14 protein-coding genes are annotated in these 15507 nt (G+C 29.1%); 12 read left to right on the top strand and 2 right to left on the bottom strand.

Annotation, left to right across the window (positions count from 1 at the left end; translation table 11 throughout):
- Positions 1 to 91: 91 nt before the first annotated feature.
- Positions 92 to 925 (bottom strand): ComEC/Rec2 family competence protein, encoded by an 834-nt coding sequence (locus T473_RS0102360; protein ID WP_024620461.1) that lies wholly within the window; start codon positions 923 to 925, stop codon positions 92 to 94.
- A 200-nt stretch (positions 926 to 1125) separates the two neighbouring features.
- Here T473_RS0102360 and T473_RS0102355 point away from each other — a divergent pair, with 200 nt between their 5' ends.
- The 5 genes from T473_RS0102355 (at position 1126) to holA (ending at position 6283) form a co-directional block, all read left to right on the top strand.
- Positions 1126 to 2031, top strand: coding sequence for a DUF2156 domain-containing protein (locus T473_RS0102355; RefSeq protein WP_024620460.1), 906 nt, complete (start codon positions 1126 to 1128; stop codon positions 2029 to 2031).
- A 6-nt stretch (positions 2032 to 2037) separates the two neighbouring features.
- Positions 2038 to 3195, top strand: coding sequence for a GNAT family N-acetyltransferase (locus T473_RS0102350; protein WP_077065758.1), 1158 nt, complete (start codon positions 2038 to 2040; stop codon positions 3193 to 3195).
- A 171-nt stretch (positions 3196 to 3366) separates the two neighbouring features.
- Positions 3367 to 3882, top strand: coding sequence for an ECF transporter S component (locus tag T473_RS0102345; RefSeq protein ID WP_024620458.1), 516 nt, complete (start codon positions 3367 to 3369; stop codon positions 3880 to 3882).
- 141 nt (positions 3883 to 4023) lie between these two features.
- Entirely contained in the window at positions 4024 to 5286 is a 1263-nt protein-coding gene (locus tag T473_RS0102340; protein WP_024620457.1) for a ComEC/Rec2 family competence protein, read from the top strand.
- Complete coding sequence (holA, locus tag T473_RS0102335; RefSeq protein ID WP_024620456.1) at positions 5255 to 6283, top strand: DNA polymerase III subunit delta; 1029 nt, start codon at positions 5255 to 5257, stop codon at positions 6281 to 6283. Before T473_RS0102340 ends, holA begins: the two co-directional genes overlap by 32 nt.
- A gap of 224 nt (positions 6284 to 6507) precedes the next feature.
- Here holA and rpsT read toward each other — a convergent pair whose 3' ends face one another.
- On the bottom strand, positions 6508 to 6774 hold the full coding sequence (gene rpsT, locus T473_RS0102330; RefSeq protein WP_024620455.1) for a 30S ribosomal protein S20: 267 nt from the start codon (positions 6772 to 6774) through the stop codon (positions 6508 to 6510).
- Positions 6775 to 7389: 615 nt separating this feature from the next.
- On the opposite strand from rpsT, the gene gpr reads away from it, so the two are divergent.
- The 7 genes from gpr (at position 7390) to T473_RS17980 (ending at position 15335) form a co-directional block, all read left to right on the top strand.
- Complete coding sequence (gpr, locus tag T473_RS0102325; protein ID WP_024620454.1) at positions 7390 to 8346, top strand: GPR endopeptidase; 957 nt, start codon at positions 7390 to 7392, stop codon at positions 8344 to 8346.
- A gap of 12 nt (positions 8347 to 8358) precedes the next feature.
- Positions 8359 to 9372 carry a stage II sporulation protein P gene (spoIIP, locus tag T473_RS0102320; protein WP_024620453.1) on the top strand — a complete coding sequence of 338 codons (1014 nt, stop codon included), beginning with the start codon at positions 8359 to 8361 and terminating at the stop codon, positions 9370 to 9372.
- Between the two features lie 21 nt (positions 9373 to 9393).
- Positions 9394 to 9606 carry a hypothetical protein gene (locus T473_RS15985; RefSeq protein ID WP_024620452.1) on the top strand — a complete coding sequence of 71 codons (213 nt, stop codon included), beginning with the start codon at positions 9394 to 9396 and terminating at the stop codon, positions 9604 to 9606.
- Positions 9607 to 9758: 152 nt separating this feature from the next.
- Entirely contained in the window at positions 9759 to 11564 is a 1806-nt protein-coding gene (gene lepA / locus T473_RS0102310) for a translation elongation factor 4 (protein WP_024620451.1), read from the top strand.
- Positions 11565 to 12011: 447 nt separating this feature from the next.
- Positions 12012 to 13340 (top strand): CCA tRNA nucleotidyltransferase, encoded by a 1329-nt coding sequence (locus tag T473_RS0102305; protein WP_024620450.1) that lies wholly within the window; start codon positions 12012 to 12014, stop codon positions 13338 to 13340.
- Between the two features lie 31 nt (positions 13341 to 13371).
- Complete coding sequence (locus T473_RS0102300) at positions 13372 to 14682, top strand: sensor histidine kinase (RefSeq protein WP_024620449.1); 1311 nt, start codon at positions 13372 to 13374, stop codon at positions 14680 to 14682.
- Between the two features lie 506 nt (positions 14683 to 15188).
- Complete coding sequence (locus T473_RS17980) at positions 15189 to 15335, top strand: cyclic lactone autoinducer peptide (RefSeq protein ID WP_077173550.1); 147 nt, start codon at positions 15189 to 15191, stop codon at positions 15333 to 15335.
- The last annotated feature ends 172 nt before the right edge of the window (positions 15336 to 15507 follow it).

Here is a 15507-nt window from a genome sequence, read left to right as displayed (position 1 = left end):
TAAGTATTATAATAATATATAAATTAAATTAAAAAAGTATGGTGAGTCTAAATTCTAGGCTCATCATACTTTGCATATTATTAAGTACTGATTAATCATGGTCGTAGTTTTTCTTTGTAAAAATTTTATTGCCATCGCTGTAAAAAATAATATCGCCTATTTTATCGGTTCTGTAGACTGCCGAGTCGTTTTTGTAAAGAGTGTTTAATGTTTCTTTATGTGGATGTCCATATTGATTTTTATAACCACAAGATATGACAGATATATCTGGGCTTATTTTAGAAATAAATTCAGGTGAACTAGATGTATTGCTTCCATGGTGGGCAACTTTTAAAAAATCAACATCATTAATATCGTATGTATTTAATATTTCTTGTTCATTTTCTTTTTCTGAATCTCCAGTTAAGATGAACTCATTGTTCTTGTATTTCATATAAAAGACAATGGAAGCTAGATTGTTTTCATCATTTATATTTGATGGAGATAAGACTTGTAAAGATAGTTTGTCTTCAATATTTAAATAGTCATCTCTATTTAAGTACTGTATATCTAGATTTTTATTTTTGCAGGATTTTATCAAATTGATATATGATTCACTGTCAGATGTTTTTTTTGGCATGTATATAGATTTTATATCGAAAGCATCTACAACATTATCAAGCCCACCTATGTGATCGCTGTCAGGATGTGTTGCGATCATTAGATCTATGCTTTTTATCCACTTTTTCCTAAGATAGCTTTTTACCATATGATCAGCGTTCTCATCACCTCCGTCTATTAAAATATTTTTTCTAGATGGTGTTTGAATAAGTATGGCATCACCTTGTCCAACGTCGATTACGTGAATTGCTAGTTGTGGTGTTTTGTCACAAGCGCTTAAAAGTGTTATTATAATAAGTAGCATTATAATAAGATATCTTTTCAATTGATAAATCACTCCATTCTTTGGATGTTTATATGATAAAAGTATGGGTAATATATAATAGAAGAAAATTACCTATATATATATCTTGAACATTTAGATATGTATTAATACAAGATTTTGAGTAAAAATCTAAAGTAAATAAGATGATTTAGATAAATAGGTGTTTTTAAATTATGCACGTTAAAATGTAGGAGGATTTTATGTTATTTAAAGAAATTAATCTAGATGCAAAACGGGATTTAGATCCATATTTTGATCTAGTAGATTATGAGGCATGTGAATACTGTTTCAGTACTCTTTATATGTGGCAACATGTATATAAAACAGGTTATCATATAGGGGATGATTTTGCAGTATTAGTAGGTGAGTATGAAGGAGATAGCTTCTCTATACTACCATTAGCCCAAAAAGATAAATTACCAGAAGTTGTAGATTTTGTACTAAACTTCTTTGAAAAACACGATAAGAAGATATTCTTAAGAGGTATAACTGATGAAGTTGTGGATTTCTTAAAAGAAAAATACGCTGGTAAATTTGAATATATAGAAGAAAGAGATTTGTTTGACTATGTATATGATGCAGAAGCGCTTAGAACATTAAAAGGAAGAAAAAATCAAAAGAAGAGAAATCATATAAACTACTTCTTAAAAGAGTATGAAGGAAGATATGAATACAGACTTTTAGGAAAAGAAGATTTCGATGCCTGTCTTAAATTACTTAAAGATTGGGAAGCTAGTAAAGAAGAGAGCGACGATTTTGATGATAGTATGGATGATGAATACGTAGGAATAAAAAAAATATTTGATGACTTTGACGTGCTAAACGATAGAGTAAAGGTATTTGGGATATTTGTAGATGGAAAACTAGAGGCGTTTTCTTTAGGAGAATACTTAAACTCCAATATGGCGCTTATACATGTTGAAAAAGCTAACCCAGATATAAGAGGATTGTATCCATTTATAAATCAACAATTTTTAGTAAGTGAATTTTCAGATGTTGAGTTTGTAAATAGAGAAGAAGATATGGGAATTGAAGGACTTAGAAAAGCAAAACTTTCTTACCATCCGATAAGATTTGTAGAAAAATACAGCGTCAAGGAGGCATAATATTGTATGATAAATGTTAGGTATGCTATAGATAAAGACATAGATGATATTAAAAAAATATGGAGTTACTGCTTCGGAGATACAGAAAAATTTATGGATTATTATTTTTCAAAAAGATATTTCAAAGAGCACAATGTAGTAGTTGAACAAGATGAAAGTATTATTTCGTCTTTACAGTTGGCACCATACAAAATTAATTTAAATGGCAAGGTTTATAAAACATCTTATGTCGTTGGGGTATCGACTCTCCCAGAAGCTAGAGGTAAGGGATTCATGAAATCAATGATGAATTTTACTCTAGAAGAACTCTATAAAACGGGAGAAAAAGTTTCTATACTAATGCCTATTGATTATAGAATTTACAGAAGATATGGTTATGAGCATTGTTATGACCAAATTCAATACAATATTGACGTCAATGATTTGAGAAGTTTTAGAACAAAAGGAAATTTTCATAAATCTAATAAGGATCATATAAAAGCTCTCATAGATATAGCAGCGGATTTTCAGTTAGATTTTAATGGAAATACTGTTAGAGGCAGAGAGTATTTCGAGAATTTATTTGGAGAAATACAGAGCGACGATGGTAATTTTTATATTTATGAAAATGATGGTTATAAAGGGTATTTGGTTTACTCTTTTAACGGGGATACTATGCTTGTAAGAGAATTATTTTATAAAGATATAGATTCACTTAAGTCAATGATGGGCTTTATATATAATCACAATACACAGTGTAAAAAAGTATCTATATCAGCTCCTATTGGTGATAAACTTAAACTTCTATTTGACAATCCAAAAGATGTCGATACTAAGTTTATACCATTTATGATGGGAAGAGTAATCGATGTAAGAAAGTATTTTGAAAGTATAAATGTAAATTACGGCTTTGAAGGATCTGTAAATGTTAAAGTTGTAGATAATCAAATAAAAGAGAACAATCACGTATTTAAAATAAATATAAAAGACGACAATGTGATAGTAGATATTACTGAAGAGAATGAAGATCTAGAGCTAAGTATAAATGCGTTAACTCAAATTGCATTTTCATACTTAAATATAGATGAAGTTTTATCTCTTTATGAGATAGATATAGATAAAAATAAGAAAAATGAAGTAGTTAGATTTTTTAGAAGTTTGCTTTCTAAAAAAATAACTATATAAACGACTATATATAATTATATAGTCGTTTATTTTTCAAAGTTATTTTTCGGGGTTTATTTTTTCAAAATAAATCAATTAAAATTGTATCAGTACAATTTCTGTTGTACCGGTCTTTTTATTCGTATATAATTAACTTATAAATATACATACATTTTATGAGGAGGATTGTAGATGAATAACACAAAAAATTTAGTTTTAAACGGACTTATGATAGCTTTAGTGTGTGTTGCTACAATGGTTATACAAATACCAATACCTGGGACAAGTGGTTATGTAAATGTTGGCGATAGTATTATATTTATATCTTCAGTAGTTTTGGGACCAATACCAGGCATGATAGCAGGCGGAATTGGATCGGCTTTTGCAGATGTACTTAGTGGTTATACACATTGGGCTCCATTTACATTAATTATAAAAGGTTTAGAAGGTCTTATAGTAGGGTTAATATACAGATCTGTCAAAGTTAAAGGCTCTATGGCAATTGCTATGACAGTTGGTATTGTAGTAATGGTAGGAGGATATTTAATAGGAGGATTTATACTTAAAGGGAGTTGGATTATAGCACTAGGTTCTATTCCAGCAAACTCTATACAAGGTGTTATAAGTATGGTTATAGCTCTTCCGTTCTCTTATTATGTTGGTAAGGCTTATAATAAAAATTTTTTGCATAGACAAGAAAATATTTAGGGCAGTGAACGTCCGAATAATTATAAAGAAGTATTTTGCTAGTATTATTATATACATGCAAAATGCTTTTTTGTTTTATCTGTTTTAAATTATGAGAATTTGAAAATAATCTAGATAATATACTTTAGGAGAGGATGATGTTTGAGAAGACCGATGCTTATTGTTTTTCTAGTTATCTTGATCGTTGATGTTCTGTTAACCAATTTCAAGGATGTTGATTATAGATTTGATAATCAAATTGTTAATATTAGAGGTTTAGTCAAGGATAAAATTGAAAAGCCCAAGTACAACCAATATAAGGTGGGATCTTTTTTAGTCAATGATTATTCTAGAAAGTTTAAATTGGAGATTGGGCAAGAGGTTAATGTAAATGGAAAGTTTAAGAGTTTAGATAAGATGAAGTTTAATGATTTTGATTATGGGAGGTATGTAAAAAGCACTGGATATAAGGGGATTATTTATATTAGATCTTCTGAGGTTGTTGGCCAAGATTTTATATATAAGTATCTTGGAATATTTAAATTTAAGGTTAGAGATATTTCTAGGTATTTGTATAAGGAATATTCTGATTTTGTAAATTCTATACTGCTTGGCGACTCTAGCAGTTTGAATGAAGATGAGAAGTCGATGTTTAAAAGGACAGGTACAAGCCATGTGATAGCTATTTCTGGGCTTCATACTGGCATTTTGTGCGTTATTATAGCTTTTTTGATTAGAGGAGTAAATAAATTTTATAAACTATTTATTTTAATAATATTAATGTCTTTGTACAGTATTATGGTGGGATCGTCTGCTTCAGTTTTAAGATCTATAATTTTTTCCTTTATCTTATATTTTTCTATTTTTGTCGATAGAAAAAGGGATGGTATATCAACACTAGCATTTATAGGGGGTTTGTTTATATTTAACAACCCATTTGTCGTATACAATGTAAGTTTTCAATTGTCTTTTCTCGCGACATTGTCTATAATATACTTCGAACCCTATTTTTTCAGGGCTATAAAACTTAGGCTGATTTCGGTAACGATATCGTCAAATATTTTGACACTGCCATTAATATACTACACATTTGGGGGAATTCCAGTACTATCTATAGTGGGGAATATTTTTGTAGTGCCTTTTATGGCAGTAATAATGTATTTGAGTATTGTAAGTATATTTTTATATAAGTTTATATTGGTAAGTAAAGTTATTGCTTTCATTAATTTATCTGTTATTAAAAATATATATTATATGCTCGATAAAATCGGCAATTTGAGTTTTTCGTATTTGGATATTAAAAGTCCGAAGTTTTATATTGTATTAATTTATTATACATTTGTATTTACATATATGGTTTACAGGGAAATAAAGGAGATGAGGGAGCAAGAGAATGGATTACAAGGATATTATAAAGAATATTAACGACAACAAAATGGAAAATTTATATCTTTTTTATGGGAAGGAATACTTCCTTATAGATAACGCAATAAAAGCTTTCAGGGGGAATCTAAATGAGAGCATGATAGATTTTAACTTGGATATTATCGATGGAAGAGAGACTGATGTAGCAAGTTTAATAAGCTCTATTGAAACATTGCCATTTATGGATGAGAGAAAGATAGTTATAATTAAAGATTTTGAATTATTAAAAGGAAAGAAGAAAAACTTTTCAGATAGTGATGAAAAGTATTTAGTAGATTATATTGATAATATTCCAGAGACTACAACTATAGTATTTTTGGTGTACGGAGATATAGACAAGAGAAAGTCATTTGTTAAAAAGATAAATAAAAACGGAAAATTAATCAATTGTGATAAATTATCTGATATGGATTTATTTAAGTGGACTAAGAAGACTTTTGAAAATGGTGGAGTTATTATAGATAATCCTCAGATTATGCACTTTATTGAACAAATAGGGTACAAGGATAAAAGCAGCGAAAAGACTTTATCAGACCTGAAAAATGATATAAATAAGATTAGTTCATTCGTAGGTAAAGGAAATACCGTAGAAAAAGGTGCAATAGACAAGCTTACTGAAAAGAAAATTGAAAACGACATATTTAAACTTATAGATAATATAGGAGCTAAGAACTCTTCAAGCGCAATGAAGATACTAAACGATATGATTGAAGAAGGAGAGTCGGTTTTAGGTATATTTGCTATGATATCTAGACAGTTTAAGTTAATAATACAAGCTAGAGGGCTTCAGTCTGAAAGATTGTCATCAAAGTCAATAGCCGAAAGACTAAAGATACATCCTTTTGTTGCTGGAAAGGCTTTAAAGCAGACGACTAACTTCTCAGATAGTGAGATTACAGAAATTATGAACTACTTACTAGATAGTGACTACAAGATTAAAAACGGGCTTATTAGAGATACATTGGCTGTAGAGATATTTATAGGTAAGTACTGTTAATTTGATAAGCTTAATTATGAATATATTAAAATAAAATATTTGATTATTTAAAGTCAGGGGCAATTGCTTTCTGGCTTTTATTTATGTATTTTACAAGTTAAAAGAGTTGATTTAATTTGAAGCAGTTACTAAATAGTGTACAGGGTACAATATAAATAAAAAAAGCCACTAGATACCGAAATATCTGTGGCTTTTATATTATCAATAAGAATAATCAAACAGAATTATGCGTTCATACTGTTTAACTTGTTTGCAAGCTTAGCTACTTTTCTAGCTGCAGCATTCTTATGTATCGTTCCTTTAGAAGCTACTTGGTGTATTCTCTTTTGAGCAGATTGGAACTTAACAGCAGCGTCTTCCTTGTTTCCTGCAGCAACAGCATCTTCAAATTTTCTTATTGCAGTTTTTATTTGAGATTTTCTTACTTTATTTAAAGCAGTTTTCTTTTCGATAACGCTTATTCTTTTCTTAGCTGATTTTATATTTGCCAAATCATTCACCTCCTCATTTATTATTGTCTGTACATTGTCAACATATTAGATTTTAGCAGAAATAAAACTAAAAATCAAGGATAAATATTTACATATTTAATATAATTCCAATAATTTTTCCTTTTAAATTATATAACATAAAAACAGAATTTACAATATCTAAATTTGATTTATATTCTTTACTTTACACCTTTATATTCTAGGGCAAGTTTCTTTAATTTATACTTTGAAAATAAAAAAAGAATAAATTGCACGTAATTCTAAACAATTTTTAGACTATTTACTTTATATTCTACTCAAGATACTTTGAAATCTTAGCTATAAACCTAAATATAAAAATTACAATTGCTATAAGCATGAATATATAAAAGATCTGAAAAAGGAATTAAATACTTAAAAAATTAGCACTCATTAATTAATTCTTCCTATTTATTTATATATTTTCTGACGTATTGTCTTCATATTATACAACGAAGAAAATACAAAAATTTGAACACTTTAGTAACAAATAATTCAATTAATCCACAGATTACAAATAAATTTACTAATTTTTGTTATAAAAAAATAAATTTTGTTAACAATTATAGATATCATTTAATTAAACTGGAGGTTAATATGATTCAAATTAGGACAGATTTAGCCGTAGAAGCTAAAGAAGTGTACGAAGAAGCACAAGCAGGAACTAGTATTCCAGGTGTAGAAGTAGAAAACAAAGAGCTTGAAAACTGCAAAGTAACAAAAGTTGAGATAATAAATGAAGAAGGTTCCAAAATAATGAACAAAGAAATAGGAAAGTATATTACCTTAGAGAGCAATCTTATGAAGTTTGATGATGATGAGTCTAGGGAAGAGATGATCGAATACTTAAAAGATGAGCTTAAAGAGGTTCTAGGCGATGACAAAAGCAAAAAGACTCTGGTGATAGGGCTTGGAAACTGGAACATAACATCAGACGCACTGGGTCCGAAATCTGTATCCAAAACACTAGTTACAAGACATATATTTAAAAACTATAACAAAGACTACGACGATGATTTTTCGGAAGTAGCGGGTTTAAGTCCGGGTGTTATGGGGATTACAGGTATAGAAACCAGTGAAATTGTCAAATCTTTAGTAGACAAGATAAAACCAGATAGAGTAATAGCTATAGATGCCTTAGCTTCTAGAAAGATGGAGAGAGTAAACTCTACAATTCAAATAGCTACTTCTGGTATAGCTCCAGGAGGAGGAATAGGAAATAAGAGAAGATCTTTAAATAAAGAGTATTTAGGTGTCGATGTAATTGCAATAGGAGTTCCTACAGTTGTAGATGCAGCTACACTTACAATCGACGTATTAGATTTAGCTATTGACAACTTGATTGCACAGTCAGAGGGCAATGAGAGTTTTTACAATATGCTGAAAAATTTAAAAGAAGATGAGAAGTATCATCTAATAAGAGAATCTTTAGACCCTTATGATAAAAATCTAATTGTTACACCAAAAGATATAGATGAGACAATAGAAAATTTATCGATAATAATAAGTGAAGGGCTAAATAGGTCTCTCCACCCTGGTAGGGTGGCTAAATAAGGAGGGAAATGTATGTTAAAAAAATGCTTCAAATCATTAACCGTAGCATGTTTGTTAGTGGGCATTTTTACAAATACAACTTTTGCTATAAGTCAGGATGAGTTTTTGAAATTTTTAATAAACTCAGCTTACCCAGAAACAACAGCGAAAGAACAAGATAAAAGTGAGAAAACAGATGAGTCAAAAAGCTCAAGTAATCAAAAAAATTCATCAGAAAAAACTACTGAAAAAGAAGATAAAACTGTAGATAGCAAAGTAAATAAAGAATATGTAAAAGTATTTGTTGGAGAAGAAAATATCCCAAAAGAAGATAATGTAGATACAGAAGCAACAGACGGTGAAGTAGTATCGAGTTTAAACTATAAAAACGACATTAGAGTTACAAAAGAAAATCCAAAAATACTAATATACCATACACATGGATGTGAGACTTATTCAAACTCACCAAAAGGCAACTACCATTCAACAGATAAGGTAAATTCTGTAATGGAAGTAGGAAGTGTTTTAACTAGTGAACTAGCAAACAAAGGTTGGGGTGTGGTACATACAACCAAATATCACGACTATCCGTCTTACAATAGTTCTTACTCAAGCAGTTTGAAGACTATAAAGGATCTTATGCCTAAATATCCATCTGTGGATATTGCTATAGACTTGCATAGAGATGCCAGAGATTTAAAAGATAATGCAACAAAAGAAAAAGATCACAAAAAATATACAACTGAAATAGATGGAAAAAGAGTTGCAAAGTTCTTCTTTGTTATAGGTGGTAAAAACGATAATAGTAAAGAATTAAGAGCTCTTGCAGAAGATATAAATAAAGTAGCACAGAAAAAATACCCAGGTTTAGTATCGCCGATTATAGAAAAAGACTATGCGAGATTTAACCAATTTGCAGCTAAGAAACACCTATTAATAGAGATAGGTAGTAATGCTACAACAATAGAAGAATCAAAAGCAACTTCTAAATATGTAGCGGATATATTAGACGAGTACTTTAGGCAAAACGGTGAAGCAAATATGTAGTTTTAATTAGGAGCATGCTGTATGAGTCGTTTAGAGAGGACAATAGAGCGAAAACAAAAGAATAACAAATATAAATTAGCGCTAAGAATTATCTTTATACTGATTATGATAGTATTGACGGTATTTTGTATATTTGAAATAGATAGTAGAGCAAAAAATATGTTGGGAGAAAAAGAGTTTAGTTTACCTTATATAAATCTAGACATATCGAAAATAATAAAAAACTTTAGATAAGTATTTGTAAGGTGGGGTTGCCAAAAATAAGTGATATATTTTGGGTAACCCCAATTCTTTCTTTTTATGTGAAAATAGAGGGAAAATCAAGTGACAGTTGAGGGTAAATACTATATAATATTTATTGACGAATAAAGAAGGAGGAGTATCAGGTGGACAATAAGCAAAGCAGAACTAGAAACTTTAGTATAATTGCACATATAGATCATGGTAAGTCTACCTTAGCCGATAGATTAATACAACAAACGGGACTTGTTAGCGCAAGAGAGATGAAGGATCAACTACTAGATAACATGGATCTAGAGAGAGAAAGAGGAATCACAATCAAACTTCAAAATATAAGATTGGTGTATAAAGCTAAGGACGGAAATGAATATTATTTAAATCTTATAGACACTCCAGGTCATGTTGACTTTAACTACGAGGTATCGAGAAGTTTGGCAGCATGTGAAGGAGCATTATTAGTTGTAGATGCAGCTCAAGGGGTAGAAGCTCAAACACTTGCCAATGTATACCTAGCTATAGAGCAAGATTTAGAAATAGTGCCAGTAATAAATAAAATCGATTTACCAAGTGCAAGACCAGATGAGATAAAAGAAGAAATTGAGGATTTAGTAGGACTTGATGCAAGTGAAGCACCACTAATTTCTGCTAAAAACGGAATAAATATAGACGATGTATTAGAAAGCATAGTTAAAAATGTTCCTGCTCCAACAGGAGATAGAGAGGCACCACTTAAAGCTCTTATATTTGATTCTTATTACGATGCCTATAAAGGTGTTGTAGCATATGTAAGAGTATTTGAAGGAACTGTAAAAAAAGGTACATTAATAGAGATGATGAATACCAAAAAAGACTTCGAGGTAACTGAGGTTGGGGTAATGTCACCAGGTCAGACTGAGCTTGACTGTCTTACAGCAGGAGATGTTGGATACATAGCAGCTAGTATCAAAGATATAAGAAGCTGTCAGGTAGGTGATACAATCACTGATGCAAATAATCCAACTTCTGAAATTATGCCAGGATACAAAAAAGTTACACCGATGGTTTACTGTGGAATTTACCCAGGAGAAGGCGAAAAGTACGAAAATGTTAGAGATGCACTAGAAAAACTGCAAGTTAACGATGCAGCTCTAGAATACGAAGCCGAAACTTCTGCAGCTTTAGGATTTGGCTTTAGATGTGGATTCTTGGGACTACTTCATATGGAGATTATTCAAGAGAGATTAGAGAGAGAATTCAATCTTGACATTATAACAACAGCTCCATCAGTTATTTATAGAGTAACTAAAAACGACGGAGAAGTTGTAATGATACAAAATCCAGCAAACTTACCAGATCCTGCTGAGATAAATATGATAGAAGAGCCTATAGTTAAAGGAGACATAATAGTGCCAAAGGACTATGTAGGGGTTGTAATGGAACTATGTCAAGAGAGACGTGGAACTATGAACAACATGGAGTATATAGATGATAGAAGAGTTATGCTTCACTACGACTTACCTCTAAACGAAGTTGTTTACGACTTCTTTGATGCACTAAAATCTAGAACTAGAGGATATGGATCACTTGACTACGAAATAAAAGGATACGTTCAAGCGAAACTTGTAAAACTAGATGTCTTAATCAATAAAGAGCAAGTAGATGCTCTTAGCTTTATAGTTCATGAGACTAGAGCATATCCAAGAGGAAAATCTATGTGTGAAAAACTTAAAGGTGAAATACCTAGACACCAATTTCCTATACCAATACAAGCAGCAGTTGGAAATAAGGTAGTTGCCAGAGAGACAATAAGTGCACTTAGAAAAGATGTTCTTGCAAAATGTTACGGTGGAGATATATCTCGTAAGAAAAAACTTCTTGAAAAGCAAAAAGAAGGTAAGAAACGTATGCGTCAAATTGGATCTGTTGAAGTTCCGCAAAAGGCGTTTATGTCTGTCTTAAAACTTGATGAGTAGATAAAACTCTTTTTTAAATAATTGTAAATAAAATTATATAATATATTGATTTGCCTACGATTTTTAAACAACAGATTTATGCCGTAGGCAAATTTTATAATATTTGAAGGTGTAAAAAGATTAAAAAATGAGTATCTAAAGGTATAAGCAAAAAGAATTAATTTAAAAATACAAAATATTTATGTCAGCAAATTGATGAATAATGAATATTTAAAGTGTTAATAATAGTAAAAAAAGAAAGGGCTGAAAGATGAATTGGCTTTGAAAAAGAAGTTAATTTGCATTTGCGGCCCTTTTTAATTTCAAATTTCAAAAAAATAAAATAACATTTTAATAGAAATTTTAAAAAATAGTATTAATAGGTTTGAATAAAGTTGGAAAAATGTGTATAATTAAGTAAGACAAAATTGTTGAAAAAGGTTTTAAGATAGGATAAAGGTGATATTAATGGTATATATTAAAATGCCAGAAGATGTTAGAGATATAATTGATAGATTAAATCTACACGGATTCGAAGCATTTATAGTTGGGGGATGTGTAAGGGATTCACTGTTAAAAAAGACTCCTAATGATTGGGATATAACCACAAATGCAAAGCCAAAGGATATCATAAAAATATTTGAAAAAACGGTTCCAACAGGAATAAAGCATGGAACAGTGACTGTACTTATAAAAACAAACAGCTACGAGGTTACAACATATAGGATTGACGGAGAGTACACTGATAAAAGACGCCCAGATTCAGTAGAATTTAGTAACGATATAGTGGAGGACTTAAAGAGAAGGGACTTTACAATAAATTCAATAGCATACAATGGAGATAAAGGGCTTGTAGATCCGTTTAATGGATATATTGATATAATAAATAAACAGATTAAATGTGTAGGAAAAGCGAATGATAGATTTGAAGAGGATGCACTGAGGATGCTTAGAGCAGTAAGATTTTCTTCACAATTAAATTTTGAGATAGTCAAAGATACCTACACTAGTATAAAAAATAAAGCACATCTGATAAAAGAAGTGTCAAATGAAAGAATACAGGTTGAATTAAATAAGATCTTAATTTCTGATTCAACAAAGATAAAGCTCCTAAAGGACACAGGTCTGCTTTATTTTATTATGCCGGAAATATGTGAACTGGATGAAGTTGAACAAAACACACCATACCATAAATACAATGTATTAGAACATACGCTATTTGCAGTAGATGCTATTGAAAATAAATTAGTTTTAAAACTTGCAATGCTATTACACGACACAGGGAAAGCAGTATCAAAGACGACCGACAAACGAGGAATTGATCATTTTTACGGACATGCCAAAGCATCTGTAAACATATCAAGGGAAATCCTAAATAGGTTGAAGTATGATAACAACACAAAGAGAAAAATTGTCACTCTCGTTGCATACCATGATTGCAAACTGTTACCTGACAAAGTAAGTATAAAGAAACTTCTAAACAAACTAGGAAATGTGGAGTTGTTTAGAGACTTATTAAAAATTAAATGGGCTGATACCCTAGCTAAAAACCCGAAATATATTAAAAGTAGAATCTTGGAGTTAATCGATATTGAAAGAATACTTGAAGATATTTTAGAGAACCAAGAATGTTTTTGTATTAAGGATTTAGCTATCAATGGTAGTGATTTAACTGAAATTGGTTATAAAGGTAAAGAGATAGGTACTATTTTGAATAAGTTGTTGGAAATGGTTATTCAAGATCCAGAATTGAATGATAAGAGTCTTGCAATAAGAATGTTGCAAAGATTTAATTAGTAAACATTTAAAAATAAATAGGAGACATTTTATGATTAATAGTGCATTATTTTGGAAAGTATTAGATCCGGGATTAATTTTAATAGAATTAATGATACTTTATTTTGTTATAAATATTATTTCTGTTAAAAAAACTGGTCGAATATATACAAAGATCCAGTTTTCTATTATAGTTGTTATATGTATGATAATGTCTATTGTAAATATTTTACCAGATATTAGAGTTTTAATTGCAATTGTATTTAGTTCTATATTCTATAAAAGGAATTATAATGTAGAGATAATAAAATGTGTTATAATTGTATTAGTATATTGGTTATTAGCTATAAGTTTAGATACAGTTAGTATCGTTGCTGTTATGCATTTAAATTCTTTAAGTAATTTGAAATCAGTAATAGATTCTGGATTATACAGATTGGAAGCAATAATATTATCTAAGTCTTTATTATTTTTAGCTTCATACCTTTGTAAATATTTTAAAATCTATGGAAATCTTACAATTAAGGACTTTTTCTATATTGGGATACCAATAATTACAAATATTTTTAGTTTATTTATAATATTTGGTAACGGTTTTGGTGATTACAAAACAGTGAATATGAATAATTACTTAATGTTCTTTTTAGCAATACTTTTATTAGTATCTAATGTTTCGTTAGTTGTCATTACTTTAAAAATTATTAATGACAATAAATTAATATTGGAACATCAACTAAGAAGTAAAAGAAATGATATAGAATATAATTATTATATTAAACTAGAAGAAAATAATTATAAAGTTAGACGATTGTATCATGATATGAAAAATCATTTAATGTGTATTGCTAATTTGTGTGATAATGAGGAATCAAGAAATTATGTAAATGGTCTTGATTTTGAATTAAATAAATTAGACAACTCATTTAATACAGGAAATAAAGTTTTAGATATAATTTTAAGTGAGAAAAAGACAATTTGTATAGAAAAAGGAATAAATTTTACAACATATGTAGACTTTTCAAAATCAGACTTTATGGAAATGGACGATATCTGTACAATTTTTGCTAATGCCTTAGATAATGCAATTGATGCTTGTGATAAAATAAATATTAGTGAAATAAATAAAATGATAGATACAAAGGTTAAGTATACTAAAGGTTTTTGCATAATTAAAATTACGAATTCTAAAGTTAATAAAGTATTAAGTAAAAACAAAAAGATATTGACAGATAAGAAAAATGGATCATTTCATGGAATGGGAATAATTAATATAAAGGATGTTGTTAAAAAATATTGCGGAGAAGTTATCATCGATTACTCAGAAAATGAATTTATACTAACTATTATGATTCCTATTAGTTGAAAATATTTAAAGTTTCATTTTAATAGGAGATATGCTATATGGTTTAAAGTTCAGAATTTTGGAATATATTTGGTTTATCAAAGGTTTTATTTGAGTTAATATTATTTTATTTTTTGTACATAAAAAAATTTAAGGAGCTAGTATATTCCTTGGAATTGTAGCGGTGAGTTGTTTATTATTTATAAATTCAATAGATGATATGGTTTTATTTGTTCAATCTAATATTTACAGATTAGAAGTGGTCTTTTTATCTAAAGTATTATTAATACTAGTTATAATATTTGTGTAATATTTTAAATTTTTTAAATTATATTTAAAAATGGAAACAATGTTTATATTAATTCCTATAGTCATAAATACAATAAGTATGTATATTTATTCTTATTGGAGATCAATATAATATTCCTATATATAAGTTAATTTTTGTATAACTACATAGTGTTAATTGGATAAGTTTGAAAATGAGTATATTCTTCAAATTTTAATTAAATTTAGGAGGATTTGTTATGGAAATTAAAAGAACTAAGTTATGGAAATTTTTTGCAATACTAGCACCAATAGTTGCAGCATCATCTATCAACACAACATGTATGTGGACAATTCATCAACCAGAAATTCCTGAAGAAGTAAAAAGGATGAAGAAATTAAAGTAGATTCTAAGTTTTGTAAGAAAATATCTAATTAAATAGATATTGACTAATGATTTAATTAAAAATAAAGAAAAGAGATACCTAAATTGAAGTGATCCCATAAATTTAGACCTAAAAAATTTATTTTTGGGGTTCACTTCAATTTAGGTATCTCTTTTTTTATTCTAAATGATAC

Origin of the sequence: Clostridioides mangenotii TR, assembly GCF_000498755.1 — a bacterium.
Lineage (GTDB): Bacteria > Bacillota > Clostridia > Peptostreptococcales > Peptostreptococcaceae > Metaclostridioides > Metaclostridioides mangenotii_A.
This window is presented reverse-complemented; position numbering and strand designations above follow the sequence as displayed.

Coding starts and splice junctions, on each gene's coding strand:
- T473_RS0102350 (WP_077065758.1), top strand. CDS start 2,038: ATGATAAATGTTAGGTATGCTATAGATAAAGACATAGATGATATTAAA.
- holA (WP_024620456.1), top strand. CDS start 5,255: ATGGATTACAAGGATATTATAAAGAATATTAACGACAACAAAATGGAA.
- gpr (WP_024620454.1), top strand. CDS start 7,390: ATGATTCAAATTAGGACAGATTTAGCCGTAGAAGCTAAAGAAGTGTAC.
- T473_RS15985 (WP_024620452.1), top strand. CDS start 9,394: ATGAGTCGTTTAGAGAGGACAATAGAGCGAAAACAAAAGAATAACAAA.
- T473_RS0102345 (WP_024620458.1), top strand. CDS start 3,367: ATGAATAACACAAAAAATTTAGTTTTAAACGGACTTATGATAGCTTTA.
- T473_RS0102355 (WP_024620460.1), top strand. CDS start 1,126: ATGTTATTTAAAGAAATTAATCTAGATGCAAAACGGGATTTAGATCCA.
- spoIIP (WP_024620453.1), top strand. CDS start 8,359: ATGTTAAAAAAATGCTTCAAATCATTAACCGTAGCATGTTTGTTAGTG.
- T473_RS0102305 (WP_024620450.1), top strand. CDS start 12,012: ATGGTATATATTAAAATGCCAGAAGATGTTAGAGATATAATTGATAGA.
- T473_RS17980 (WP_077173550.1), top strand. CDS start 15,189: ATGGAAATTAAAAGAACTAAGTTATGGAAATTTTTTGCAATACTAGCA.
- T473_RS0102300 (WP_024620449.1), top strand. CDS start 13,372: ATGATTAATAGTGCATTATTTTGGAAAGTATTAGATCCGGGATTAATT.